Below are 24,967 nucleotides of genomic sequence, written 5' to 3'. Positions count from 1 at the left end.
TCAGACGAAGAAGTCGCCGGGCACGAGCCCGTATCGATCAGGGCTCGTCACCTTGACGATCGACCGAACGAAATTGCCGGCTGCATCGGTTTCCTGCAGATCGACGGCGAGCCCCGGCGGCGGAACGACGCCGCCATTGGCGTCGATCGCGATGCGCACTTCCGGACGATTCAACTGATCACGATCGGTCACGGTCGACGCTACGATACCGACCTCGAAGGTGTCCAGGATGACGCAGGTCCCGATCGGGTAGACTCCGATCAGGTTGATCAGCGCCTTGACGATCATCGGATCGTAGCCGCGTCGCGGGTTGTTCCACATCTCCTTCAGGACCTGGTCGGGCTCGATCGGGGTCGTCTGATAGCTGCGCCGTGTCGTGGCGGCATCGAATCCGTCAGCGACCGCCACGATTCGCGAGAACAGGCCGAGCGCCCGGGGCCGGACGACACGGGGATACCCTGAGAGGTCGACCTTCATGTGGTGCTCGTACGCCACCAGAATCGGCCGGTACGGAATCTCGTCGTATCCGCGGAGGCTGAACAGCGTCATCGCCCCACGCCAGGGATGCGCCTGCATCTCCCGCCACTCGAACTCCTCCAACCCAGTCGTCTTGTTGGTGATCTCGATCGGCACGCGGGCTTTGCCGATGTCGTGGAGCAGCGCGGTCATGCCCAGATCATAGAGCTGCAGCTTGCTGAACCCGATCTTCCGGCCCAGCGCCACGGCAAAAATGCAGACGTTGACCGAATGCATGAAGGTGTACTCGTCATAGTCGCGAAGCGTGGTCAGGCCGATAATCGACGTCTCATTGTTGAGTACCTGGTCAACGATCATCTGGACCGCGCGCTTGACCTTCTTGAGACTCGAGGTCCGCCCCATCCGAATCGAGTTGACGACTTCCTTCGTGACGGCGACGCCTTGCGCGTAGGTACGCTTCGCAACCTCCTTGGCCTCCTGCTCCCCCCCGATCTCTTCTGACGCCTCGGCGCTGGGTTCGAGCTCCAGGTTCGGCAGGCCCGCGCCCGTCATACGCTCCAGCAGCAGGAGGTAGCGATCCTCCGCGGGCTGCGCAGCGAGGTTCAGCATGATACTGAGGAAGGCGAGCCACTCCCGTCGCTCGATGCCGGCATGCACCCGCAGCACACCAACGTCGAACGCCCGCAGGATCGAAACGACACCACTGAAGGCGGCGAAATTGTCGAGTTCGAGCCGCAGTCGGACGCCGTTGAGGAACATGAAATCCCCGGAGAGCCGCAGCTCAACTTCCTGCTCCGCCGCGACGAAGGCGGACGACTGCGCCTGCAACTCGTCGAGCGACTTCTGCACGGTCGCGTTCTCGACCGGGTACAGCTTGAGCGACCGCAGCGCCGAGTGGAGGGCGAGCAGCAGACCGCGGCCGGAGGAACGGATGAAACCCTCGTCGCCCGGGTCCCGCCCGCCCGGTCGGGCCCTGTTCTCGTCGCCGGTCACTCGTCCCACTCCCGCAGCGCCCGGGCCACCGCGTTCCGGACCGACAGTTCCTTGTCATTCGCGACCCGCTCGAGCACATCCCGCGCCTCGGCCGTCTTGATCCGGGCAATCGCGTATGCCGCGCAGGTTCGCGTATCCGGCGACTCTTTGCGCTTGAACATGCCCTTGGGTTCGAGAACATCAGCCAGCATCGGCAATCCCTTTGGCCCGGCAACCACCGCAAAGGCTTCGAAGAACTGGCGCTTTTCCGCGCGTTCCAGTTCGTGCGGCCCCTTGCCCTGCACCACCGCTTCGAGGCGCCGGAGGGCGCCCTTGTAGCCGCGACTCGACACGATGGCAACCGCGGCCAGCCGGACGGCCCGGTCGGCATCATCCACGCCACGCTCGAGCAGCGAGAGGGCGCCGGGTGTGCCCAGCTGACCGAGCGTTTCCACCGCGGCCAGTCGCACTGACGGATCCTGATGCCCCACCAGATCGCCCAGCGGACCGATCGCCTGCTGGAGCTCGATCCGCCGAACGATCCCGATGGCCCCGGTCAGGGCGGGAAAGTCGCGACGGCGCAAAGCCTCGAGAAAGGCATCGACGTGTCCCCGAACGATCCGATCGGCGGCTTGTTCCAGAATCTTGCGCGTCCGCTCGTTGCGCACCCCTTGGAGGTGCACCAGCAGCGGTTCCAGCGCAGGCACCCGCAACTCCTTCAGCAGCTCGGTCATGTCCTCATCCTGGACGGAACCGACCGCTTCATCGACCGCCTGCAACATTTGGGCAAGCAAACCCGGCTCGCTGAGGCGGTTCTCGAAGGAGTCGAGCTTACCGCGCACGGCGGGGTCGATCGCGGCTACCCGATGCCCGATCAGCCGCAACTCTCGCAACAGCCACGCCACGACCCGGAACTCGCCCCGGTTGAGCAGGTTGGGAAACACCGACTCGAGGACCGAGATGACCTCCTCACGAACGGCGGTACTGGGCTGCAGCTCGAAAATGTCGAGCAACGCCGAGAGGGCCGAGGTCCGGATGTCGCGCTCGTACTCCTCGTCGACCTGGCGTTTGAGCGCGTTGATCTCGACCTCGTCGAGGAAGTACAGCGTCGAGTCGAACTCATCGAGATCAACAAACCCGGGACCGATCGACCCCAGCTCGTCGCGCACGCGCTGTTGTGTCTGGGTCTGCTGGTACGGATCCGGACCAACGCCCATCTCGATGGCCTGCGGATCGAGCACTGTCAGCGTTTCCGTTACGATCTCCGCGAAGCGGTAGTCGAGAAGCGTGTAGTCGTGCTCCCAGAGGAGAGTGAGCAGGTCGTCTCCTGCATCGGGCGCCAGCAGGCGGGCCCGAACGATGGTCTGGAGAAACACGGCGAGCTCTTCATCCTCGACGCCGGGTCGGAGCACCAGCAATCGGAGGCCGTCCTTGTACAGGCTCCAGGCAAAGCTCTCGGTCCGAACCGGCTGATGGTAGACAACCTGATCTTCCCAAACCAAGTCGGTCTCGACGACTTTGAGCGTCAGGACGGACACGTTGGCCCAGATCGGGTTGAATGCCGCACGCAGCGCGTCGATTGAACGCTGATAGATCGGATTGTTGGGGAGATACATCTGGAACGCCCGCACCGCCTTGACGACGGTCCGGATCAGTTCCTCGACCTGCTGTGGCGGGAGCGGAAGATCGAGATCTCCCGCGGAGCGAACAGCATCCGTCAGGCGGCCCCCCAAAGGCAATGCGTCATCGATTGCACCGAAGAATCGCTGAGCCGGCACCCCCGTGCCTGAGCCGCGATCAGCACAAGATAATAGCCGCCAACGGCATGCCGAGCCGATTGGGGTATCTTGCGCTTCGGGACCCGTTCGGGTACTTTGGCATTGTTTCGGGTTTCCGATACGTGGCCGACTTCCGGAGGACCATCCAAACTATGGCGCTGACACGACGCCAACGGGAAATCCTGACCTACCTCGAGGGGCACATTCGCCAGCACGGCTATGCGCCGAGTTTCGAGGAAATCGCCGAGCAGTTTGCCTTTCAGTCGCTGGCCACGGTGCACGAGCACCTGACCAATCTGGAGCGGAAAGGCTACATCCGGCGCACCTACAACGAGAGCCGATCGATCGAGGTCCTCCCTCCCAAAGGGGCGGCCGGAGCGACGGAAATCCCCCTGCTCGGTCTGGTAGCCGCCGGCCTTCCGATCGAAGCCGCCGTGCATGGGGAAATGGTGTCGGTCCCCGATCAGATGCTGAGCCGGCGCGGGCCGAATTATGCGCTCCGGGTCCGCGGCAACTCGATGATCGACGATCACGTCATCGACGGCGACCTCGTCGTGGTCCACGGCCGACAAACCGCCGAGAACGGCGAGATGGTTATCGCGCTCGTCAACGGCGCCGAGGCCACGGTCAAGCGATACTATCGAGAGGGGGGCGGCTGGGTTCGGCTCCAGCCGGCCAACGCCGCGATGCAGCCTATCAGGGTCCCCGAAGGCGACGTCATGGTTCAAGGCGTGGTGGTTGGGGTCATTCGGAAGTACTGAGCACAGCCGCCGTCGCTCCCAGTGCGCGCCCCGCATTCGACCATCGGTCGGCGCGGGGTTTTTCGTCAGTGGCCCGTCGGATTTTGACGCTGGCACCCGGCTTTGTTTCCCCCCTGTCTTGCGCTACATTAGAGCCGATGCCGCGAACGTTTCTCGCGACGCTCCAATTCGACGGTACCGACTTTGTCGGCTGGCAACGTCAGCGAGAAGGACGCGCGGTACAGACCGAGCTGGAGGCGGTTCTCGAGCGGCTCGCGGGCCAACCGGTGCGCGTGCACGCGGCAGGCCGAACCGACGCCGGGGTCCACGCTTTGGGAATGGCGATCAGCTTCGCTCTCCCGGATCGCTGGACCCCGACTGCGTTAGAGCGAGCGATGAACGCTCTGGTGCCGCGTGACTGCATGGTGACCGCCGTCCGGGAAGCCCGCGAGGGGTTCCACGCTCGGCGCTCGGCTACCGAACGGCGGTATCGGTATCAGATTGGCACCGACCGCCTGGCCAGGTCGCCGTTTCGGCGGCCCTTCGAGTGGGCCTTGGGGGCGCCGCTCGACCTGGCGCACTTGCGGACCTGTGCGGGTCGGTTGCTGGGCGAACACGATTTCGCCGCCTTTTCGGTGCTGCGGTCGCATCCGCCCCACACGCGGTGCGAGATCCGCCAGGCCGAATGGATCGAGCGACCTGACGGAACCGGGGTGACGTTTGCCATCGCCGCCAACCGCTTTCTGCACCACATGGTGCGCATGCTGGTCGGCACGTCGGTGGACATTGCCCTCGGTCGCCGACCGCTCGACGATCTCGACCGGCTGCTGGCTCGGGCCGCCGACGTCCGGACCAGTCCGCCGGCGCCGGCCGAGGGTCTCTACTTCGTAACCGCGGTGTATCCAGAGGAATGGTTCGCGCCTCCCTTCGTTTCCTGATTGCGTCACTGCTGCTCGCAGGCGCCTTCGTGGCGTGCTCCGACCGGCAACGCGACCCCGCCCCGCTCGGTGACCAGGCCAGTGCCCAGCGAGCGGCCACGCATTCATCGGCCATCGACACCAGCCGCCGAACCGCCATTGTCGACGCGGTGACCCGGGTCGCCCCCTCGGTCGTCTCGATCAGCGTGCTCTCGCGGCGCCGGGTCGCCGCCGGCGAATCTGCCGACTTCTTTTCGTTCTTCGTGCCCCAGACGAGGGAACGGACCGTACAGGGCTACGGCACCGGCTTCGTCGCCAAGGCGAACGGAATCATCGTTACCAACCAGCATGTAGTCGAGGGCGCCGACTCGATCACGGTGTCGCTGCCGGACGGTACCGATCTGCCAGCCAAGCTCCTCGGCGAAGATCCCACCACGGACATCGCCGTTCTCAAGGTCGAGCAAACCCTCCCCGCCGTGCAGATCGGCCGCAGTACGGATCTGATGATCGGCGAGTGGGTGGTGGCGCTGGGGAATCCATACACCTACTTGCTCGGCAACGCTGAGCCGACGGTTACCGCTGGCGTGGTAAGCGCCCTCGGCCGAAACGTGCTACCCAACAACACGCTGTCCGGGCTGTATCTCGACATGATTCAAACCGATGCGGCGATCAACCAGGGCAACTCGGGCGGTCCACTGACCAACTCGCTCGGCGAGGTGGTGGGGGTCAATTCCTTCATCCTTTCGACCACGGCCGGTTCCACCGGAATCGGGTTTGCCATCCCGATCGAGCGCGTGGTTCGGGTGGCCGAGGAAATCATTCGCAACGGGGCCGTCCGGCGGGCCTGGACGGGGCTGACCGTTGGCGACGCCTCCACCATGCGCGACTGGAAGCGGTCGGGCGGAGTCCAGGTGGTGGACGTGACCGCAGACGGGCCGGCGGCCAAGGCGGGCATCGAACGCGGAGCCATCCTGGTGGAAGCCAACGGTCGCCAGCTCCGCAACTACCTCGACTGGGAAGCGGTCAAGCTGGACCTGCATGTCGGCGACACCGTGTCATTGCGTGTCAAGCGCGGCACCACCGGCACGGTCGAGACTCGCAGGATCGTCACCGGCGACCTGCCCAGTGTCACCGCCGCCAAGGTCAGCGTGATCCGCGGCCTCGAGCTGATCACGGTCACGCCGAGTGTCATGGCCGAACGGCGCCTTCGCCGCGACCGGGGGGCGCTGATCTATCGGATCACCCCGGAAGTAAGCCGGGCCACCGGTCTACTCGAGGGTGACGTGCTGATCGCCATCAACCGCACCGAAGTCCGCACTGCAGCGCAGGTGGCTGGCATGCTCGAATCGATGGGCTCGAGCACGTTGTTCCGGATCTTTTTCGAACGGGCCGGCGCCTACTCATACGTGGATCTTTCGTTCCGATGACCGAGCCCCGTTACAACTCACCGCTGGGCACCCGATACGCGTCGCCCGCGATGCAGCTGCTGTGGAGCGAGCGCTACAAGATCGGGCTCTGGCGCCGGATCTGGCTTGCCCTGGCCGAAGCCGAGCGGGATCTGGGCCTTGCGATTCCCGACGAGGCGCTCGATCAGATCCGGGCGCACCTCGATGATTGCGACCTGGCCCAGGCCGCCCAGTTCGAGCGGCGGTTCCGCCACGATGTCATGGCCCATGTGCATGCGCTCGGTGAGCAGGCCCCCGCCGCGCGGCCGTTCATTCACCTCGGCGCCACCAGCGCGTTCGTGACCGATAACGCCGACATGATGGTGATGCGGGACGGGCTCCGCCTCCTGCTGGGTCGCCTGGTGGCGCTGGGACGCGCCCTGGCCGGTTTTGCGGAGCGCTACGCCGCGCTTCCCTGCCTGGCCTATACCCACTTCCAGCCTGCGCAGCTGACCACCGTCGGCAAGCGAGCGAGCTTGTGGGCCCAGGATGTGGCGCTGGATATCGAGGAGATGCTGCATCGGCTCGAGGTGCTGCGAACCCGCGGGTGCAAGGGCACCACCGGTACACAGGCCTCCTTCCTCGAACTCTTTCACGGCGACCACGACAAGGTGCGGGAGCTCGACCGAGCGGTGACCCGCCGGCTGGGCTTTGCGGCCTCGTTTCCCGTCACCGGCCAGACCTACAGTCGGAAGGCTGATGCCCAGATTCTCGATCTGCTGAGCGGCATCACCCAGTCGGCGTCGAAGATGGCGGCGGACCTCCGCCTGCTGCAGCACGAAGGCGAGCTGCTCGAGCCGTTCGAATCGGAGCAGATCGGCTCGAGTGCGATGGCGTACAAGCGAAATCCGATGCGCGCCGAGCGGATCAATGCCTTGGCGCGCTTCGTCATCTCGCTGACCGGCAACACCGCCCATACGGCAGCCACGCAATGGCTGGAGCGGACACTCGACGACAGCGCCAACCGCCGACTCACGCTGCCGGAGGCCTTCCTGGCCACCGACTCGGTGCTGATTCTGGCCACCAACATTGCGGCGGGCCTCGAAGTTCGCGAAGGCGTCATCGCACGCCACGTCGCCGATCAGATGCCGTTCATGGCCACCGAGCGGTGGATGATGGTCGGGGTCCGAGCCGGCGGCGATCGTCAGGTGCTGCACGAGGTGATTCGGCAGGCAAGCCACGCGGTCGCCAAGCAAGTCAGCGAGGGCGGGCGGAACGATCTGCTCGAACGCCTGGCCGTGGCGCCGGAGTTTGCCTCGGTGCCGGTGGCCCAGCTTCGCGCCGAACTCGATCCGGCCCGATACGTCGGACGCGCGCCCCAGCAGACCGCGGAGTTCCTCGAGGAATTCTTCCTTCCGCTCCTGGACCGGGCCGCAGCCGTCGCCGCCGAGGCGCCCGCTCCGGAGGTGACGGTATGACCGCACTGGCAGCCAGCTCGCTGCCCTTGCCCCTGCTTCGTCGCGGCAAGGTTCGCGAGGTGTACGAAGTCGATGCGGACCGTCTGCTGATGGTGGCCAGCGACCGGATCAGCGCGTTCGACATCGTCATGCACGAGACCATTCCGCAGAAGGGCGCCGTCCTGACGCAGCTTTCGGCCTTCTGGTTCGAGAAGCTGGCGCCGCTCGGCCCGACCCACTTTCTGACGGCCGATGCTGATGAGATCGTCCGGGAGATTCCCGCGCTGGCCGGCGAGCGAGGCCAGTTGTTCGGCCGGGCCATGCTGGTCCGACGCACTCAGCCGGTGTTGTTCGAATGCGTCATTCGCGGCTACCTCTCCGGCTCCGCCTGGAAGGAGTACGCAGCAACCGGTACACTGGCCGGCGTGCCCCTGCCACCGGGGCTTCGCGAAAGCGACCCTTTCCCTTCACCGGTGTTTTCGCCGGCAACCAAAGCTGCCTCAGGGCACGATATCAACGTCACTCCTGAGGACGTGGCACAGTCGCTCGGCACCGAGTTTACCGCGCAGCTCGAGGCCCGAAGCCAGGCCACCTATCGCGCTGGTCGTGACCATGCGGCTACTCGTGGCATCATCATCGCCGACACCAAGTTCGAGTTCGGCCTGAGCCCGGACGGGACCCTTCGCCTGATTGATGAAGTGCTCACACCGGATTCGTCGCGCTTCTGGCCCCAGGACCGGTATGCTCCCGGTCGCTCGCAGCCGAGCTTCGACAAACAGCCGCTGCGCGACTACCTGCAGGACCTTCAGCGCGCCGGACGCTGGAACATGGAGGCGCCACCTCCCCCGCTGCCGCCCGAGGTCGTTGACGCGACCAGTCGTCGCTATCTCGAGGCCTACCAGTTGCTGACCGGTGTTGCGCTCGCTGAGGACCATTCATGAGAGTTGCGCGGGAGGGCTGGCCGTTCATCCTGATTGCCGCCGCAATCCTGGTCCTGCTTGCCGCCGCCGGGTGGTACGCAGCGGCGCTGATCTGGCTGCCGATCGTCATCTGGGTGATTGCCTTCTTCCGCGACCCGGTCCGCGACCGGATTCGGGGAGACGACCTGATTCTGGCTCCTGCCGACGGCAGAATCGTCAGCATCATCTCGATCGACGAGCCGATTTACCTGGGCGGACCGGCCACCCGCGTGGCCATCTTCATGAACGTGTTCAACGTCCACGTCAACCGTTATCCCGCGACTGGCTCGGTCGAGTTCCGCAGTTACACCGAGGGAGCGTTTCTCAACGCGGCGGTGGAAAAGGCCAGCACCGCCAATGAGCAATCGACCATCGGGTTGCGGGTCCGACAGGGCAAACTGCTGATCCGCCAGATTGCCGGTCTCGTGGCACGCCGGATCGTGACCGACCACGAGGCGGGCCATCACGCCATGCAAGGTGAGCGACTCGGCCTGATCCGCTTCGGGTCGCGGGTCGATCTCTTCCTCCCGCCTGACGCCACGCTCCGCGTCAAGGCAGGCGACATCACCAAGGCGGGCGAGACGGTGATTGCCACATGGTCGACATGACGGACCCGCGGCGCCGGACCGGGATCCGGCGCGTCGTGGTCGTGGTGCCGAGCTTTTTCACGCTGGCGAATCTGTTTTTCGGATTCTGGGCCATCGTGATGGCCTTCAACGGCAACTTCCGCTGGGCCGGCTTCTTCATCGTGTTTGCCGGCGTCCTCGACATGGTCGACGGACGGATCGCGCGGCTTTCGAACACCGGCACCAAGTTCGGCGCCGAACTGGACTCGCTGGTCGATGTGGTGTCGTTTGGGGTTGCGCCGGCGCTGTTGATGTACTTTCTCGAGTTCACGACGGCCGGCAAGTTCGGCTGGGTGGTTTGCTATCTCTACGTCGTCGCCACGGCGCTCCGGTTGGCACGGTACAACGTGATGTCGCACGGTGCGCCGTCGGCATGGTTCACCGGCATTCCCTCGCCGGCCGCAGGTATGACGCTGGCGACGTTCTATCTGTTCACCGAGACTGCCTGGTTTCAGACTACGTTTGCCGACCGCGACGCGCAACACGTCGGCGTCACGGTGCTGATCCTGCTGCTCGCCGCGCTGATGGTGAGCAACATCAAGTATCCTCGCTGGCCACGCATCGGCCTGCGAACCTGGTCCGGCATAGCAGGCCTCCTGGTTCACGTGGTGATCATTGCCGGAGCGATCCTGGCGCCGGGCTCGTTCCTGTTTCTACTGGGCATCTTCTACATGCTGGGCGGCATCGTCCGTCATATGGTCCTGAATCTGCTCGAACGCGGGCAACCGACCGCGCTCGAGGCCGCCGCCGGCAATCAATCTCCTGTCGACCGCGTTCCGGAGGAGGAACGATGAGCTTTCGAATCTTTGTTCGTGTGATGCCGCGCCGGGGGCTGCTCGATCCGCAAGGGCAGGCCGTTGAATCCGCACTCCGCGCTCTCAAGTTCGACCAGGCGGACAACGTGCACGTCGGACGCGCCATCGCCTTCGATTTGCAGGCCGATAGCGAGGGCGCTGCCAGGAACGCAGCGATCGCCATGTGTGAAAAGCTGCTGGCCAACCCGGTAACCGAAGAGTACGAGATCGAGGTAACCGCGCGATGACACGGGTGGCGGTTCTCCGGTTTCCCGGCAGCAACTGCGAGCCGGACGCATACCGGGCTGTCGAGCGTGAAGGTGGCACGGCATTCTACGTCTTCCACCGGGAAACCGACCTGCGCGATGCCGATGCGGTCATCCTTCCCGGCGGCTTCAGCTACGGCGACTACCTGCGGGCCGGCGCCATCGCCCGCTTCAGCCCGATCATGGCCGCCGTGGAGCGCCACGCGGCCGACGGCAAGCCGGTGCTCGGCATCTGCAACGGGTTTCAGATCCTGTGCGAAGCGGGGCTGCTCCCCGGCGGCCTGGTCCGCAACGAAAGCCAGCGCTACGTCTCCCGTCCGGTCGACGTTCGCATCGAACGCACTGACACGCCGTTCACGAGCGACTATCGCCAGGGTGAGATCATCCGGATTCCGGTTGGACACGGCGACGGCCGCTATACCGCCTCGGAAGAGACCCTCGACCAGCTCGAGTCGACGGGGTGCGTCGTGATGCGCTACGTGGCGACCGGAATGCCCGACACGCTCCCCAACCCGAACGCGGCAGCGCGGGACATTGCGGCGATTTCGAGTCCCGGCGGCACGATCGTCGGGATGATGCCGCATCCCGAGCGCCTGGCTGACGACATGCTCGGCAGCTCGGCAGGCCGCCGCACTTTTTCGTCACTCATTCGCTGGACGCGAGCCTCGGTCGCGCCGGCCTCCTCCTGACCACCGCCATTTTGCGAGGTTCCCGATGACCGAGAAGCCGAGCCAGAACGAAGACGAATACTTCGCCCGTCAGAACGCCGAACTGCTCGAAACGCAGCGCATCGCTCAACAGAAGGCAGCCGACCTGGCGGAGCGGAAGACGCACTACATGCGCTGCCCCAAGGATGGCGGCCACCTCGAGCACCACAGCATCGGTGGTGTCGAGATCGACCGCTGTCCCGACTGCAACGGGATCTGGCTCGATGACGGCGAACTCGACACGCTTGCCAAGCAGGATGACCCCGGATACTTCGGGCGCTTCTTCGGTGGCCTCTTCGCGAATCGCAAGAAAGCGTGACCATGGTCCGAGCCGTTGCTGCCAGCCCGTTTGCCGGAGAACCCGTCGTCACCGATGCCCTCGTCCGGGAGCACAAGCTCACGGAGCGGGAGTATGAGGTCATTCTCGATATTCTCGGGCGTACCCCGACCCTGACCGAGCTCGGCGTCTTCAGCGCGCTCTGGTCGGAGCACTGTTCCTACAAGCATACCCGTCCGGTCCTTAAGACCTTTCCGACCGAGGGTCCGCAGGTGCTGCAGGGCCCCGGGGAAAACGCCGGTGTGCTGGGACTGCCCGACGGCTGGGCCGTTGCCTTCAAGATCGAGTCCCACAACCATCCCTCCGCGGTCGAACCGTATCAGGGCGCCGCCACCGGCGTCGGTGGCATCCTCCGCGATGTCTTCACGATGGGCGCCCGACCGATCGCGGTGCTCAACAGCCTCCGATTCGGCCCGCTCGACGACCCGCGTAACCGCTACCTCTTCAGTGGCGTCGTCAAGGGTGTCGGCGACTACGGGAACTGCGTCGGCGTCCCGACCCTGGGCGGCGAGGTGACCTTCGCACCGGGATACTCCGGCAACCCGCTGGTCAATGCGATGTGTGTCGGGATCCTGCGTGCCAAGGACCTTATTCGGGCCAAGGCGCATGGGGTCGGCAATATCCTGATGAATGTCGGCGCGCGCACCGGACGCGACGGCATTCACGGCGCCAGCTTTGCATCGGAAGATCTGTCTGCGGCCAGCGAGGCGCGCCGTCCGCAGGTCCAAGTCGGCGATCCGTTCACCGAGAAACTGCTGCTCGAGGCCAGTCTCGAGCTGATCACCTCCGGCACCATCGTCGCCATTCAGGATATGGGCGCCGCCGGACTCACGAGTTCGTCCGCAGAGATGGCGGCGCGCGGGGGCGTCGGCGTCGAGCTCGACACCAGCAAGGTTCCCCTGCGCGAAGCAGGAATGACGCCGTACGAGATCCTGCTGTCGGAGTCGCAGGAGCGCATGCTGCTGGTCGTCGAACCCCATCGCGTCGCGGAAGTGCAGGCCATCTGCGCCAAGTGGGAACTGTTCGGCACGCCCATCGGCCGGGTTACGGATGACGGCCTGTTTCGGGTAGTGCACGACGGCATTACGGTCGCCGCGATTCCGGGCGAACGGCTCGTCAACGGGGTCCCGATCTATTACCCCGAGGCAATCGAGTCAGCCGAGGCTATCGCTCGGCGCGCCGCGCAGCCGACCGCTCCGCCAGCCGTCGATCTGACCGAGGCCCTGCCCCGCCTGCTCGACGATCCGACCATTGCCAGCAAGCGCTGGGTCTACGAGCAGTACGATTCGACGGTTCAGGCCAACACCGTCCTCGGCCCCGGAGGCGATGCCGGCGTGCTGATGGTCGAGGGCGCCACCTTCGGGCTGGCCGTGTCGGTTGACTGTCCCAACCGGTATGTCGCCCTCGATCCGTATGAAGGCGGCAAGATGACAGTCGCAGAGGCGGCTCGGAATGTCGCCTGCACGGGAGCCGTCCCGCTCGGAATTACCAACTGCCTCAACTTCGGCAATCCTGACAAGCCCGAGGTCTTCTTCCAGTTCCGCGAGGCCGTTCGCGGCATGGGCGACGCTTGCCTGGCATTCAGCACGCCCGTCACCGGCGGTAACGTCTCGCTGTATAACGAGAATCCGACCGGCGCGATCGATCCGACGCCGACCGTGGGCATGGTTGGTTTGCTCGAGGACGTGACGACTCGGATACCCAGTTGCTTCCGGGCCCCCGGAGACCTGATTGCTCTGCTGGGCCATACCACCGGGCACCTCGGTGGTTCGATGTACTGGTGGATCATCCGTGACTTCCTGGGCGGACCGCCGCCGGCCTGCGACTTGGATGCCGAGCACAGGTTGCAGCGATTCCTCGCTGCTGCAGCCCGGCAACGGTTGCTTCGCTCCGCCCACGACCTGTCGGACGGCGGGTTGGCCGTTGCCCTGGCCGAAGCCTGCATCGGTGATCCGTACGCCCGGCACACGTTTGGCGCCGGGGTTCAGTTTGCCGTACCGGACGGCATCGAGCCGGCGGCTTTCCTCTACGGAGAGGACGGCGCCCGCGCGCTGGTGTCGTTTGCTCCGGACCAGGTCGAGGCCGTTCGGGCCCTGGCAGCAGAGCATGGGGTTCCCTTTGCCGTGGCCGGCACGGTTACCGATCCCAACGCCGAGTTGCGCGTGACGGTCGGGACGGCGCTGCACACCTGGCAGACGGTCGAACTGCGGCGAACCTACTTTGATGCTATCCCCCGACGAATGGCGGTCTGAACCATGTGCGGCGTAATCGGTGTCTCCAACCTGCCCGATGCGTCTCGGGCCGCGTATCTCGGCCTCTATGCGCTACAGCACCGGGGGCAGGAAAGCGCCGGGATCGTCACCGTGGACGACGACGGAACGCCGCACGCCGTTCGGGGAATGGGCTTGGTGGGTGACATCTTCCGTGAGGGCGACTTTCGGGCGCTCGAGGGCTCCGTGGCGGTTGGACACACGCGTTATTCCACGGCCGGCTCTTCGGTTCTGGCCAATGCGCAGCCGTGTCTGGCCGATATCCAGGGCGGCCCGCTCGCCCTGGCCCACAACGGCAATTTGACCAACGCGATGACGATCAAGCAGGAGCTGGTGTCGCAGGGCGCCATCTTCCAGACGTCATCGGATTCCGAAGTCATCGTTCATCTCATCGCCCGCTCGCGTGCACCGACGATCGAGGGCCGAATCCGTGAGGCGCTGTCCCGAGTCGAGGGCGCCTTCAGCCTGGTGATTGCGGTCGGGCGCACGCTCTACTGCGCGGTCGATCGACACGGCTTCCGACCGTTGGCGCTCGGTCGGCTGGGCCAGGGTGTCGTCGCAGCGTCCGAAACCTGTGCTCTCGACTTGGTCGGCGCGACGCTCGAGCGAGAACTTGCGCCCGGCGATTTCGTCGAAATCGACGCCGGCATGGTCCGGGATCTCGCGCCGATCGGCCGCGCACCGATTGCGCAGCGGTGCGTCTTCGAGCTGGTCTACTTTTCCCGACCCGACAGCACCGTCTTTGGCGAGTCGGTCGACCGAGTCCGCCGCGACCTCGGTCGTCAGCTGGCAATCGAGCATCCGGCACCCGGCGCCGATGTCGTATTCAGCGTCCCGGACAGCGCCAACATGATGGCGCTTGGCTATGCGGACCAGTCGGGGCTCAAGCTCGAGCACGGTTTGATCCGCAACCACTATATCGGCCGGACGTTCATCAATCCGACCCAGGCGCTTCGGGTGGCCAAGGTCAAGATCAAGTTCAACCCGGTGCGCCACGTCATCGAGGGCCGATCGGTGGTGGTGGTCGACGACAGCCTGGTCCGCGGCACCACCAGCAAGGGCCTGGTCGCGATGATCCGGGCGGCCGGCGCGCGGGAAGTCCATCTGCGGCTGGGGTCCCCCCCCATTACGGGCCCCTGCCACTACGGCATCGACACCCCCACCCGGTCAGAGCTCATCGCAGCGAACCATTCCCTGGCAGAGATTCGGGATTACCTCGGCGTCGACTCCCTCGGCTACCTCTCCTTGGACGGAATGATCAAGGCCGGCGGGGCGCGGAACAGCTTTTGCCACGCCTGCTTTTCGGGCCACTATCTCGTGGATGTGGCCGACGAGCTGGTCCAGCTCGGACGACCCCAAACTCTCGCTGGGAGCACGGCATGACCGACCACCTGACCCAACCGCTGGTCTACTTCTTCGGGCAGGGCCGCGCAGACGGCACAGCCGCCATGAAGGAGACGCTGGGTGGGAAGGGCGCAGGCCTGGCCGAGATGACCAATCTGGGTATCCCGGTGCCGCCGGGGTTCACCATTGCATCGACGGTCTGCGGCACCTACCTGGGCATGCGGCAGTTTCCGCCGCGGCTCCGTGCCCAGGTTGAGGCAGGGCTGCAACGGTTGGAGGCGGCAACCGGCAAGCAGTTTGGAGGTGTGGACAACCCGCTCCTGGTCTCGGTCAGGTCGGGGGCAGCCCTTTCGATGCCTGGGATGATGGAGACCATCCTCAACCTGGGGCTCAACGACACGACGGTGGCGGGCCTCGAACAGCTCAGCGGCAACCCCCACTTTGCCTGGGATTCCTATCGCCGGTTCGTCCAGATGTTCGGCGCCGTGGTGTTCGACCTGCCGAAGAAGCTCTTCGAGGAGCGACTGGAAGCCCACAAGCACCGCGTCGGCGTGGCCCGCGACATCGACCTGCCGATCGAGGAGCTGCGGGCCACGGTGGTCGAGTTCAAGGAACTGATTCGACAAGAGACGGGCAAACCGTTTCCCGAGGAACCGGTCGACCAGCTCTGGGGCGCCATCGAGGCAGTCTTCGAGAGCTGGAATACCCGCCGCGCCATCGACTACCGAAAGCTGCATGACATTCCGGACAGCATGGGAACGGCCGTCAACATCGTCGCGATGGTCTTCGGCAACATGGGCGAAGACTCCGGCACCGGGGTGGCCTTTACCCGGAACCCCTCGACTGGTGAGCACACCCTCTACGGCGAGTTTTTGCTCAACGCCCAGGGTGAAGATGTGGTCTCGGGCGCCCGCACCCCGGCACCGATTGCTGAGCTCAAAGAGCAGATGCCGCAGGCCTATGGCGAACTCGAACGGGTCGCGCGGACCCTCGAGCGCCACTTCCGCGATGTCCAGGACCTCGAGTTCACCATCGAGCGCGGCCGGCTCTACATGCTGCAGACTCGGCGCGGTCAGCGATCGGGCCAGGCGGCTGTCCGGATTGCGGTGGAAATGGTCGACGAGGGCTCGATCAGCGAAGAAGAAGCCGTTGCCCGCATCCCCCCCAACGACCTGAATCAGCTGCTGCACCCGACCATCGATCCGAATGCCCATCTCGACTTGCTCACGACCGGCTTACCGGCCTCGCCCGGCGCAGCGAGCGGCACCGTCGTTTTCGATGCAGACGTCGCAGCCGAGCTCAGCAAGAAGGGACCCGTCATCCTGGTCCGCCGCGAAACCAGTCCTGAGGACTTTCACGGGATGGTTGCCGCCAAGGCGATTCTGACGGCGCGCGGCGGCATGACCTCGCACGCGGCCGTGGTGGCGCGTGGCATGGGCACCCCGTGCGTGGCAGGCGCTCAGGATATCGATGTCGATGTGCCGGAAGCGGTCTTCCGCGTCAACGGGCGTTCGATTGCCGCAGGCGACTGGATCTCCGTCGACGGCAGCAACGGACGGGTTTATGCCGGTCAGGCGCAACTGGTCACGCCCGTCCTCGATGGGCACTTCACCCGGCTGATGACATGGGCGGATCGGATGCGCCACCTGCGCGTCCGAGTCAATGCCGACACCCCGGCCGACACACATCGGGGCCGAGATTTCGGCGCCGAAGGCATCGGGCTCTGCCGAACGGAGCACATGTTCTTCGAAGGCGACCGCCTGACGAGCATGCGCGAGATGATCCTGGCCGAGGACGAGGTCGGCCGGAAGAAGGCGTTGGCCAAGCTGCTGCCGATGCAGCGAGCGGACTTCGAAGGCATCTTCCGGGCGATGGAGGGCTATCCGGTCACCATCCGACTTCTCGACCCGCCGCTCCACGAGTTCCTGCCGCACGACGCCAGCGAACTGGCCGACCTGGCCAAGCAGCTTGGCAAGTCGGTCAAGGACATCCAGCGAATCATCGACTCGTTGCGGGAAGTCAATCCGATGCTGGGCCTGCGCGGCTGTCGGCTTGGTATCATGTATCCCGAGATCACGGCCATGCAGGCCCGCGCCATCTTCGAGGCGGCCTGCACGGTCGCGGAGCGGAAAGGCCGGGTCCAGCCGGAGGTGATGATTCCGCTGGTGGCGCATGTGGTCGAGTTCCGGAAGCAGGCCCTGATCGTCCGCCAGGTGGCGGAGGAGGTCTTCCGAGAACGGCAGATCACGGTACCCTACCTGCTGGGCACCATGATCGAGCTGCCCCGCGCCGCGCTGACCGCCGATGAGATTGCCCGCGAAGCCCAGTTCTTCTCGTTCGGCACCAACGACCTGACCCAGACGACCTGGGGCCTTTCCCGCGACGACTCGGGCTATTTCCTGCCGGCCTACCTCGAGCGTAACATCATCGAGTTCGACCCGTTCCAGGAGCTCGATACCGTGGGCGTCGGCCGCCTGCTGTCCATGGCGGTGGAGCTCGGTCGCAAAACCCGCCAGGACCTCAAAGTCGGCATCTGCGGCGAGCACGGCGGCGAACCGAACGCGGTGGCCTTCTGTGAGAAGCAGAAAATGAACTACGTTTCCTGCTCGCCCTATCGGGTTCCGATTGCGCGGCTTGCAGCTGCGCAGGCGGCCCTGGCCGAGCGCGGCACCATGGACCGGACCCGAGGCACCCTCTGAGATGACAGCTCCCCTGGTCGGCGTCGTGATGGGGTCCACCTCCGACTGGGAGGTGATGCGGCACGCGGCGGCGCGGCTGACCGAGTTTGCCGTGCCCCACGAAACCCGCGTCGTCTCGGCGCACCGGACGCCCGACTTGTTGTTCGAGTACGCCGAATCAGCGGCCGCCCGGGGACTCGGCTGCATCATCGCAGGCGCCGGCGGCGCAGCGCACCTGCCAGGAATGCTCGCCGCCAAGACGACCGTACCCGTCCTGGGTGTTCCGGTGCCGAGCCGCCATCTCAAGGGGCTCGACTCCCTGCTCTCGATCGTCCAGATGCCCGCCGGCGTGCCGGTCGCGACCTTTGCGATTGGAGAGGCTGGCGCCCACAACGCCGGCCTGTACGCTGTGGCCATCCTGGCGCGCCATGACCAGGCCCTGGCTGCGCGACTCGACGCCTTTCGTGCCAATCAGACCGCTGCCGTCCTCGGCGCGACGCTTCCGCCCGAATGATTCCGCCCGGCGGGACCCTCGGCCTCCTGGGCGGAGGGCAGCTGGGACGAATGTTCACACTGCGGGCCCGGGCCATGGGCTACGAGGTCGTCGTCCTCGAGCCTGACCCTGATAGCCCCGCCGGCGCTGTCGCGACCCGCCACCTGACCGCACCGTACGACGATCTCCAGGCCCTCGAGACGCTGGTACGATCGGTCGCGGCGGTGACGACCGAGTTCGAGAACGTTCCGGCCAGCACACTCGATTGGCTCGCAGAGCAGATCGAGTGCCGACCATCCGGAACTGCTGTCGCCATCTGTCAGGACCGGTTGATCGAGAAGTCGTTCCTTCGTGCCCACGGTATCGCCACTGCGCCGTTCGAGTCGATCGAAGTTGCTGCCGACCTTCCCGGCGCCTGGGATCGGCTCGGCGCCCCGGCTCTGCTCAAAACCAGCCGAATGGGCTATGACGGCAAAGGACAGGCAGTCGTCGATTCACTCGACGACGCGACTGGGGCCTTCGAGCGCTTTGGCCGAGTGCCCTGCGTCCTCGAGCGACGCCTCACGCTCGAACGGGAAGTTTCGGTGGTGCTTGCGCGTGGTGCCGATGGCGCTGTCGCGTCATTCCCGGTGGGTGAGAACGTGCACCGCAACGGCATCCTGCACACGACCGTCGTCCCGGCTGCGATCGATGCCGGACTCACGGCACAGGCGCTCGAGCTGGCCGGCCGAGTGGCCGCGGAACTCGAGTATGTCGGGGTGATGGGGGTCGAGCTGTTCGTGGCGGACGGAGGCCAGCTGTTCGTCAACGAGTTGGCACCCCGACCTCATAACTCGGGCCATTACACGATGGACGCTTGCGCAACCGATCAATTCGAGCAACAGGTGCGCTGCCTGGCCGGCCTGCCGCTCGGCGATCCGCGCCTGCTGACCCCAGTTGCCATGATCAACCTGCTCGGCGACCTGTGGTCCGATGGCCCCCCGCCCTGGCACCGCGCCCTGGCGCTACCGGGCGTGACCCTCCATCTCTACGGCAAGAAGACTCCTCGGCCGGGCCGGAAGATGGGGCACCTCAACTGCATCGCGGCCACGCCGCAGGGCGCACTTGCGCTTGCCGAGCACGCGTTCCGGCTCCTCACAGCTTAGCCCACTCGCTGCTCTTCCCTGCGGGGCCGCGCTATGGCGTATCCGGCACGACGACATCCAAGCGAACACTATCCCGCGGAACGATGTTGTTTCCCTCCCGGAACTCGAGATTCACTGGGAATTCGACTCCGGGGGGACGGTCTCCTGGTTCCGGATCCACGGCCACGAGGATACATCGGGCCGTCTGCGGTGAGTAGAGTGACGAAATCAGCATCCGACGGTGCCCGTTAGCGTCGGTTACAACGTTACTCTCTCCTCCGAGCTGAAAGCCCCCGCAAGCATCGCGGAAAGCCAGGACCACGAGTCGCGCCCCGGCAACTGCGGCGCCGCTTTGGGTGCGCACATAGACATTTGCAAGGGCCGTCGTTCGGCACGGATGGCATTCCGGCTTTGTGTTGCATCCCGCGAGGAACCCAACGAGCAGCACCAAGCCCAATGGGTGTTGCATGGCTTATGGCTTCTCGTACAGGTTCCAGACCCAGTTCTTTCGGGCACGAGCACTGGTCCATCCTCCGCCTTCGCTGGCTGATTCCCGATACTGACTGGCCACCAACATACGCGGCGAGAAGTACGAACCAGGGTTGATCGCGTTCTCTACACAGTACGCAATTTCGTCAGGGCCATCCGCTCGACCCCATGCACTTGCGCCATACTTGGTCTCGCAGGTACGAATGATGTCTCGTATATAGGTGCCCGGAGCGGCGATCGAATCGTGAACTTCGACTTCTGAATCTGTCAGATCGTACAGAAAGGCAGCGAACGCAGCCTCAATCAGAGCACCTTCGTATGAGGTACCTCCTGTACAGGCGTACGGATACGTCGATGCCCTCTGAACACAGCCCGGAAAGTAGACGTTGGATTCGATCTCACCCCGAATGGGGAACGTTCCGAGGTCCGGTCTGGTCGCAGCGCCAAAGTAGTCGGCAAACCCTTCCGAAAAGGCACAGGTCCAATTCGAGTTCGTGTCAAGAAAGTGCTTTGAAGGGCAATTGCCACCAACGTTCCCCCACAGCGTCGTCTGATGGAAGGCGTGCCCGTACTCGTGACCCGCGATGAACTGACCCCATCCGCCCCAAACGTCCTGGGTGCAGAGATAGATTTCGTCCTGCCCCGGCGAATAGTAGTTCGGATAACTGTCCGTTGGGCAGGAATACATATTGACGTCGATGAAGGGATGAATCGTTCCAAACAAGGACTGGGTTCCATCGAGCGTCTTCTGCAGATTGGTGAAGGCATGACCGCCCACCGACGACGTGATCGTATAGTAGCTTTCGCCACAGTCGGTCGCGACCATCCCCCATTGCTGTGTCCCGCCGCCCTTCACCTGAAACCGGCTGAGTCCGGCATGGGTCCAGAGTGTACTCCAGTACTCCGCGTTGGACGTGGTGCATCCCTCGAGATAATAGTACCCTTGAGAGTTCGTCGCCCCGGATACCGCGGTCTGCCAGTTCTCCGGATCGCAAATGAACTGCCACTCCTCGACGACACACGTATCGACCTGGAACTTGGCGCCAACCAACGGATGGTAGGCCGAGGCGTCGCTATTCCAATAGATCGCCTGGAACGTAATGACGTCGGGTGTGAGGGAACGGTTCTCGATGTCGAGTCTTGTGCTACTTGCCCCTGCTGCACGGCGGGGCGCATCCCGTGCTGGGCTGTCGGGCGCCTGGGGTGGACCCGACGTGCGCCGAAAAGGTCCAGGCTGGTGTTGGTAGCCGGGCGGGACATTGGCCCGCTCATACTCAGTGGTGACTCGTCCGCCCGTGTCGAGAACAAGCAACCATACCTCAACAACCCGTACGTTGCTGACCCACATTCGCTCGAACGTGTTGGGAGTCTGGGGTGAGGCGGAGCGAACCGAGACGGTTGCACGATAGTACCCGGGAGCCTGAGGTGTTACTTCGACAACCTCAGCCGACGTGCTCCCGCGATCGAGACTCCGTGGCTGCGTTCTCAGAACAGGACTTACCTCCGCGCCAACGTCATACGAAAACGTCTCGCCCCACCCTGTTCGCGCGGCAAGCGTTATCTCCGGCACAGACACGCTCACCTCGACGCATCGGTCGGAAGGTTCGCTCTCGTGGCGACGGCGAGTTGGACCGGCTGACCCGGACGGAAGGATCCCGTCGCAGCAATGGAGGCATCGAAGCGATGAATCCGCAGGACTTCGTTGGTTCCGTCGCTTCGACTACTCGCCTGGATGGCCGATTGAGGTTGTTGCACGATTGTCGGAGCGACCGTGGGTTCCTCGGCACAACCCCAATCAGGAGCAGGACAGCAACTGCAGTGAAACCTTGTACATAGCCGCCCCACCGTCTCGCAGCCGTACTCTCCCTCCAACGTGCTCGCGACAACATCGGCAGTTCCTCCTCGGTGGAGTGAAGCAGAAAGTGGCAGTAGTCTCCTACGATTGCTTTGGGGTGCGCGACCGAGAACCTGAGAATCACGGTAACAGCTTTCTTCTCGGTGCGCAAGACCTGAGAATCAATTTGCTGGGCATCATGCGCACCGGCTGCGCAAAACCAGCCACTCGTCAAGGACACAACATAGGGCCATTCGGCCCTACTCCGGAACAAGCGCATAGAGCAGTGAGGATGTGGAAGGCCGATTCGGAAGGCCTGAACCAGGCCTCGACCGCAGACCAAACACAGTAACGACAAAGCGACCGACCGTCTTCTCGACGGCCGGCCGCTCGGTCATGGAGGCGCAGGGAATCGAACCCTGGTCCGAATCAGCTTCCAGCAGAACCACTACGTGTGTAGGCCGATTTTCTTACCCTGGAGCGCCGCCGGCTACCGGCCAGCCTTCGTCGCCCCGAGCTCTCCTGAATCTCACCCGCACCGCGAGAGCGTCGCTACGGGCCAGCCTGGATTTTCGGTCCGGATTGGGGCGCCCCAGGCAGGGCTCCTTTCTCCGGTGGTGCGTAAGCGAGCTTAGCTCAGCTTAGGCAGCCATCGCCAATTCAGTGTTGGCAGATAATGTTTTCCAAGGGTTTTACCAGGTGCTTGGAACCTGGACACGCGTTTCCACCTTCAACTAACCCGTCGAAACCAGTCGCCCCCGAGAGGGCCCAACGAACCTGAACAATAACAACAATCCGCCATACGGTCAACAAAGCACTCCAAGACAATTGCCGTAAAGACAATACTGCCAGCGCCTTACAGTCGCAAACTCAAGTTACCTGTAAAGTGCCCACGGTCAGCCTAGCCAGCCTCTTCGGCGGAACCAGGCGGCGATTCCAAGGCACACGACCCCCATCAGAACGAGTACCCCGGGGTAACCCCAGCGATGCTCCAGCTCCGGCATCCAACGAAAGTTCATCCCGTAGATCCCAACGATGAACGTCAACGGGAGAAAGAAGGCCGAGAATACCGTCAACACCCGCATCGTGTCCCCGGCCCGCTGCGAAGCCATGGCGACGTGGAGGCTCTGGAGGTTGTTGATCTCGTCCATCAGTTGTTCGGCGTAGAAATAGTAGCTCTCGGCGTTCTCCTTGACGTCCTGGAAGACCGCCCCTGCCCGCTCTTGAACCGGCACCAGCCGCTGGATGACCGCATTGGTCTGCCAGAGTAGCCGCTTGATCACCCCCACCCGCCGCTTGATGCCGTGAACGGTCTGCAGGTCAGGCGTCGGGGTGTTCTGGGTCAGCAGCGCATCCTCGCAGCCGTCGATGGTCCGTTCGGCCACCTCCAGCGGAGCCTCGAAGGAATCGAGCGCGGAGTTGATGAGGTAGCCGAGAATTCTCGTTTCGTGGAGGGTGCCGGTCCCTGACCAGTGGGCAAACTGCTCCCGGGCAAGGCGCACTGCCGGCAGGTCGACCCGATGAACGGTGATGATGAGGCCGGCGCGAAAGTAGATCGCGATCTTGCGGGTGACGTCCTGAATGGTTCCACCCGAAGGAGGGCTGTTCGGATCGAAGACCCGGAGGATCAGAAAGGTGGTGTCGCCGATCCGCTCGACCTTGGGAAGGTGCCACGGATCGAGGCAGTCCTCGATCGACATCGAGTGGAAGCCGAAGTCACTGGCGAGCTCCGTCAGCTCGCGCCGGTCGGGACCCACGACATCGATCCATTTGAGAGGCGGGTCGGCTCGCTCGACAACGGTCTGCCACATGGTTGCTCTCTCGATTGCCGCCGGGTCGACCGGTTTGCCCCAAGGGATTTGCGACGTCAGACGCTGATGGTGCTTGCCTCGAGGTACTCGCGGAAAATCGCTTCTGCGGCCGACATGGTCTCGACCTGAAACAGGCGCTCCCGCAGCGATGACGCCTGCGGCAAACCCTTGGTGTACCAGCCCAGGTGTTTCCGGAACTCGATGACCGTCCTGCGGGAATCACCCTGGAGCCTGAGGGCCAACTCCGCATGGCGGAGCGCCACCTCGAACCGCTCCGCCGGCGAGGGGCGGCGGAAGTCGGCCGCTCCATCGAGGAGCGCCCGTCCCTGCTGGAAGAGCCACGGGTTGCCGAACGAGCCTCGGCCGATCATGATAGCCGCGCACCCCGTGTGCTCTTTCATGCGCACCAGGTCAGCCGGCGATTCGATATCGCCGTTGCCGATGACCGGGATGTCGAGCGCGTCGACCACCCGGGCGATCTCATCCCAATTGGCCTTGCCCGAAAACATCTGGGTCCGGGTCCTGGCGTGAAGCGTAAATGCCTTGGCCCCGGCCTCCTGCATCCGGAGGGCGATCTCGACCGGTTGACGGGAGTCCTCACTCCAGCCGCTGCGCGTCTTGACGGTGACCGGAAGATTGGTCGCGCGGACCACGGCCCGGATGATATTCGTCACCAGCTGCAGGTCGCGCAGGCAGCCCGACCCGCCGTTGCGCTGCACCACTTTCTTGACCGGGCAACCGAAATTGATGTCGATGAAATCGGGAGCGTACTCGGCGGTGACGATCTCCGCAGCCCGAGCCATCGCCTCCGGGTCGGCACCGTAGATCTGCACCCCGAGCGGACGCTCGATCTCCTCGAACTCGCACCCCTCCAGGGTCGCTCGGATGCCCCGGCGGATGGCCTCCGCCGCGAGAAACTCGGTCATCAGCACATCGGCACCGAACTGCCGGCAGATCTGCCGGAACGGTGCCTCCGAAACCCCGGCCATAGGGGCCAGGATCAGGGGTGTCTCGATCGAGGAGGCGTACGGTAACCGCATGGCCTAAAACTACTTGCGTGCAGGCCCGTGAGCCAGCGCCAGGGCAACCAGGCAGCCGATCAGCAGCACGCTGAACTCCATCCCGTTCCGCCCCAACCCGACGACGAACCAACCCTCACGAGCGTGAACCAGGGCAACACCGGCGGCCAGCTGACCCGCGAAGAGCCACGCGACCGGTCGGACGAATCGGCCCAGCCACAACGCAATGCCGCCGATCACCTCGAAAATCGAGATTGCCCAGGCCAGGGCGAAGCCAAACGGAATGCCCTGCCCGGCCAGGAACTCGCCAAATGGAGAAACGCCGCTGTGCGCGATCCTGGCTGCGCCATGAATCAGTAACGTTGCCGCCACGATCCGACGTATCAAACTCAGCGATTGCGCGGCAGACAGCGCCATAGAACCTCAGCCAGACGAAGGATGGATCAACGGATTGCGCAGGATGCGACCGACCACCCTACCGGATTCCCCG

General features: G+C 64.5%; 21 protein-coding genes and 1 other RNA gene. 15 read left to right on the top strand and 7 right to left on the bottom strand.

What is annotated here, in order from left to right; translation table 11 throughout:
• The gene (locus KF785_02420) at positions 1-1,470 is read right to left on the bottom strand and encodes an HD domain-containing protein (GenBank protein ID MBX3145599.1); all 1,470 of its coding nucleotides are present in this window, start codon (positions 1,468-1,470) and stop codon (positions 1-3) included.
• Entirely contained in the window at positions 1,467-3,227 is a 1,761-nt protein-coding gene (locus KF785_02415) for a HEAT repeat domain-containing protein (GenBank protein MBX3145598.1), read from the bottom strand. Before KF785_02415 ends, KF785_02420 begins: the two co-directional genes overlap by 4 nt.
• 152 nt (positions 3,228-3,379) lie before the next feature.
• Between KF785_02415 and lexA the strand changes: the two genes are divergently transcribed.
• The 15 genes from lexA (at position 3,380) to KF785_02340 (ending at position 19,345) form a co-directional block, all read left to right on the top strand.
• Positions 3,380-3,988 carry a transcriptional repressor LexA gene (lexA, locus tag KF785_02410; GenBank protein MBX3145597.1) on the top strand — a complete coding sequence of 203 codons (609 nt, stop codon included), beginning with the start codon at positions 3,380-3,382 and terminating at the stop codon, positions 3,986-3,988.
• A gap of 137 nt (positions 3,989-4,125) precedes the next feature.
• Positions 4,126-4,905, top strand: coding sequence for a tRNA pseudouridine(38-40) synthase TruA (truA, locus tag KF785_02405; GenBank protein ID MBX3145596.1), 780 nt, complete (start codon positions 4,126-4,128; stop codon positions 4,903-4,905).
• Positions 4,878-6,311 (top strand): trypsin-like peptidase domain-containing protein, encoded by a 1,434-nt coding sequence (locus tag KF785_02400; protein ID MBX3145595.1) that lies wholly within the window; start codon positions 4,878-4,880, stop codon positions 6,309-6,311. The genes truA and KF785_02400 overlap by 28 nt, the downstream gene beginning before the upstream one ends.
• On the top strand, positions 6,308-7,747 hold the full coding sequence (locus tag KF785_02395) for an adenylosuccinate lyase (protein MBX3145594.1): 1,440 nt from the start codon (positions 6,308-6,310) through the stop codon (positions 7,745-7,747). The genes KF785_02400 and KF785_02395 overlap by 4 nt, the downstream gene beginning before the upstream one ends.
• On the top strand, positions 7,744-8,667 hold the full coding sequence (locus tag KF785_02390; protein ID MBX3145593.1) for a phosphoribosylaminoimidazolesuccinocarboxamide synthase: 924 nt from the start codon (positions 7,744-7,746) through the stop codon (positions 8,665-8,667). Before KF785_02395 ends, KF785_02390 begins: the two co-directional genes overlap by 4 nt.
• Complete coding sequence (locus KF785_02385) at positions 8,664-9,293, top strand: phosphatidylserine decarboxylase family protein (GenBank protein ID MBX3145592.1); 630 nt, start codon at positions 8,664-8,666, stop codon at positions 9,291-9,293. Before KF785_02390 ends, KF785_02385 begins: the two co-directional genes overlap by 4 nt.
• A complete protein-coding gene (gene pssA, locus KF785_02380; protein ID MBX3145591.1) occupies positions 9,281-10,105 on the top strand; it encodes a CDP-diacylglycerol--serine O-phosphatidyltransferase in 825 nt (274 codons plus the stop codon). Before KF785_02385 ends, pssA begins: the two co-directional genes overlap by 13 nt.
• Positions 10,102-10,353: a phosphoribosylformylglycinamidine synthase subunit PurS gene (purS, locus tag KF785_02375; protein MBX3145590.1), complete on the top strand. Its 252-nt coding sequence runs from the start codon at positions 10,102-10,104 to the stop codon at positions 10,351-10,353. The genes pssA and purS overlap by 4 nt, the downstream gene beginning before the upstream one ends.
• Positions 10,350-11,060 (top strand): phosphoribosylformylglycinamidine synthase subunit PurQ, encoded by a 711-nt coding sequence (gene purQ / locus KF785_02370; GenBank protein MBX3145589.1) that lies wholly within the window; start codon positions 10,350-10,352, stop codon positions 11,058-11,060. Before purS ends, purQ begins: the two co-directional genes overlap by 4 nt.
• A 25-nt stretch (positions 11,061-11,085) precedes the next feature.
• The gene (locus KF785_02365) at positions 11,086-11,397 is read left to right on the top strand and encodes a zf-TFIIB domain-containing protein (protein MBX3145588.1); all 312 of its coding nucleotides are present in this window, start codon (positions 11,086-11,088) and stop codon (positions 11,395-11,397) included.
• 2 nt (positions 11,398-11,399) lie between these two features.
• The gene (gene purL, locus KF785_02360) at positions 11,400-13,667 is read left to right on the top strand and encodes a phosphoribosylformylglycinamidine synthase subunit PurL (GenBank protein ID MBX3145587.1); all 2,268 of its coding nucleotides are present in this window, start codon (positions 11,400-11,402) and stop codon (positions 13,665-13,667) included.
• A 3-nt stretch (positions 13,668-13,670) separates the two neighbouring features.
• Positions 13,671-15,068, top strand: coding sequence for an amidophosphoribosyltransferase (locus KF785_02355; protein ID MBX3145586.1), 1,398 nt, complete (start codon positions 13,671-13,673; stop codon positions 15,066-15,068).
• On the top strand, positions 15,065-17,728 hold the full coding sequence (gene ppdK, locus KF785_02350; GenBank protein MBX3145585.1) for a pyruvate, phosphate dikinase: 2,664 nt from the start codon (positions 15,065-15,067) through the stop codon (positions 17,726-17,728). The genes KF785_02355 and ppdK overlap by 4 nt, the downstream gene beginning before the upstream one ends.
• 1 nt (position 17,729) lies before the next feature.
• Positions 17,730-18,221: a 5-(carboxyamino)imidazole ribonucleotide mutase gene (gene purE, locus KF785_02345; protein ID MBX3145584.1), complete on the top strand. Its 492-nt coding sequence runs from the start codon at positions 17,730-17,732 to the stop codon at positions 18,219-18,221.
• Positions 18,218-19,345, top strand: a complete 1,128-nt coding sequence (locus KF785_02340) for a 5-(carboxyamino)imidazole ribonucleotide synthase (protein ID MBX3145583.1) — start codon at positions 18,218-18,220, stop codon at positions 19,343-19,345. Before purE ends, KF785_02340 begins: the two co-directional genes overlap by 4 nt.
• A 451-nt stretch (positions 19,346-19,796) precedes the next feature.
• Here KF785_02340 and KF785_02335 read toward each other — a convergent pair whose 3' ends face one another.
• The 5 genes from KF785_02335 to KF785_02315 all read right to left on the bottom strand — a co-directional run bounded on the left by KF785_02335 (position 19,797) and on the right by KF785_02315 (position 24,894).
• A complete protein-coding gene (locus KF785_02335) occupies positions 19,797-21,125 on the bottom strand; it encodes a hypothetical protein (protein MBX3145582.1) in 1,329 nt (442 codons plus the stop codon).
• Between the two features lie 916 nt (positions 21,126-22,041).
• Positions 22,042-22,407, bottom strand: a transfer-messenger RNA (tmRNA) gene (gene ssrA / locus KF785_02330).
• 136 nt (positions 22,408-22,543) lie between these two features.
• Positions 22,544-23,458, bottom strand: coding sequence for a hypothetical protein (locus KF785_02325; GenBank protein MBX3145581.1), 915 nt, complete (start codon positions 23,456-23,458; stop codon positions 22,544-22,546).
• 56 nt (positions 23,459-23,514) lie between these two features.
• Complete coding sequence (dusB, locus tag KF785_02320; GenBank protein MBX3145580.1) at positions 23,515-24,498, bottom strand: tRNA dihydrouridine synthase DusB; 984 nt, start codon at positions 24,496-24,498, stop codon at positions 23,515-23,517.
• A 9-nt stretch (positions 24,499-24,507) separates the two neighbouring features.
• A complete protein-coding gene (locus KF785_02315) occupies positions 24,508-24,894 on the bottom strand; it encodes a DoxX family protein (GenBank protein ID MBX3145579.1) in 387 nt (128 codons plus the stop codon).
• Between the last annotated feature and the right edge of the window lie 73 nt (positions 24,895-24,967).

The sequence above is a fragment of the Gemmatimonadales bacterium genome (assembly GCA_019637315.1).
In the GTDB taxonomy this organism is placed as follows: domain Bacteria; phylum Gemmatimonadota; class Gemmatimonadetes; order Gemmatimonadales; family GWC2-71-9; genus SHZU01.
Note: the sequence above shows the minus strand (reverse complement) of the source record. Positions and strands in the feature narration are given on the sequence as shown.